At 64.7% G+C, this 1,533-nt stretch carries 1 protein-coding gene; it reads left to right on the forward strand.

From position 1 onward, the window contains the following. Nucleotides 1–282 precede the first annotated feature (282 nt). The gene (locus JMF90_RS36605; protein ID WP_011694679.1) at nucleotides 283–1,473 is read left to right on the forward strand and encodes an O-succinylhomoserine sulfhydrylase; all 1,191 of its coding nucleotides are present in this window, start codon (nucleotides 283–285) and stop codon (nucleotides 1,471–1,473) included. Nucleotides 1,474–1,533 lie beyond the last annotated feature (60 nt).

Below are 1,533 nucleotides of genomic sequence, written 5' to 3' on the forward strand. Positions count from 1 at the left end.
CCTGCAACTGTCGGTCGAGTAACGCCGGCGCACGCTTTTATCGAGGCGTGATAGGATGTGGCCTTGCGTCGATTTGATATCAGCTTGCGGACGCGGGGCAACTTCCCAAAACAGCTAAAGCGAAGGCCGGCGGCAGCCGGCCCGAGTCGATCGCTGTCGTACCGCACCGAAGCCCGCTGATGCCGACGCATAGCGGGCTTTTTGTTTTTTGGCCTCGGTTTTGACCGGGTCCGCGCTTCATGAACGACCGTCGGCGCGGCCCTCGAATACGGAAAACGGAACATGGACGACTCCCTCAACTTCGACACGCTTGCCGTGCGCGCGGGCACGCTGCGCAGCGACTTCAACGAGCATTCGGAAGCGCTGTTCCTCACGTCGAGCTTCTGCTTCTCGAGCGCGGCCGACGCGGCCGAGCGCTTCGCGAATTCGGAAGACTATTTCACCTATTCGCGCTTCACGAATCCGACCGTCACCATGTTCCAGGAGCGTCTCGCGGCGCTCGAGGGCGGCGAGGCGTGCATCGCGACGGCGTCGGGCATGGCCGCGATCATGTCGGTCGTGATGTCCGCGCTGCAGGCAGGAGACCACCTCGTCAGCTCGCGCAGCCTGTTCGGCTCGACGCTCGGGATGTTCTCGCAGATCTTCAGCAAGTTCGGGATCACGACGACCTTCGTCGACCCGACCGACCTGAACGCGTGGCAGGAAGCGGTGCGGCCGGAAACGAAGATGTTCTTCCTCGAGACGCCGTCGAACCCGCTGACCGAGCTCGCCGACATCGAGGCCATCGGCAAGATCGCGAAGGCGGCGAACGCGCTGTTCGTCGTCGACAACTGTTTCTGCAGCCCGGTACTGCAGCAGCCACTGAAGCTCGGCGCGGATGTCGTGATGCACTCCGCAACGAAATTCCTCGACGGGCAGGGCCGCGTGCTCGGCGGCGCACTGGTCGGCTCGAAGGAATTCATCATGGGCAAGGTGTTCCCGTTCGTGCGCAGCGCGGGCCCGACGCTGTCGGCGTTCAACGCGTGGGTGCTGCTGAAGGGGATGGAGACGCTGTCGCTGCGCGTCGAGAAGCAGTCGGCGAACGCGCTGGAGATCGCGCGCTGGCTCGACTCGCATCCGGCGGTGGCGCGCGTGTTCTATCCGGGGCTCGAATCGCATCCGCAGCATGAACTCGCGAAGCGTCAGCAGAAGGCGGGCGGTGCGATCGTGTCGTTCGAGCTGAAGGGCGACACGCCCGAGCAGCAGCGCGCGAACGCATGGCGCGTGATCGACGGCACGAAGCTGGTGTCGATCACCGGCAACCTCGGCGACACGCGTACGACGATCACGCATCCGGCCACCACGACGCACGGCCGGATTACGCCGGAAGCGCGTGCGGCGGCGGGGATCACCGAAGGGTTGATCCGCCTCGCGGTCGGCCTGGAGCATGCGGGCGACATTCGCAACGATCTGGCGCGTGGTCTGGACGGCTGAGCGAGATAGCACTTTTTGGCTGGGCATCAATGAAAACGGGCCGCTCGAAAGAGCGGCCCG

Origin of the sequence: Burkholderia sp. E168m23 (assembly GCF_016586125.1) — a bacterium.
Lineage (GTDB): Bacteria > Pseudomonadota > Gammaproteobacteria > Burkholderiales > Burkholderiaceae > Burkholderia > Burkholderia orbicola.

Bases quoted from the DNA above. Each gene is read 5' to 3' on its own strand.
- JMF90_RS36605 (WP_011694679.1), top strand. From the start codon at position 283: ATGGACGACTCCCTCAACTTCGACACGCTTGCCGTGCGCGCGGGCACG.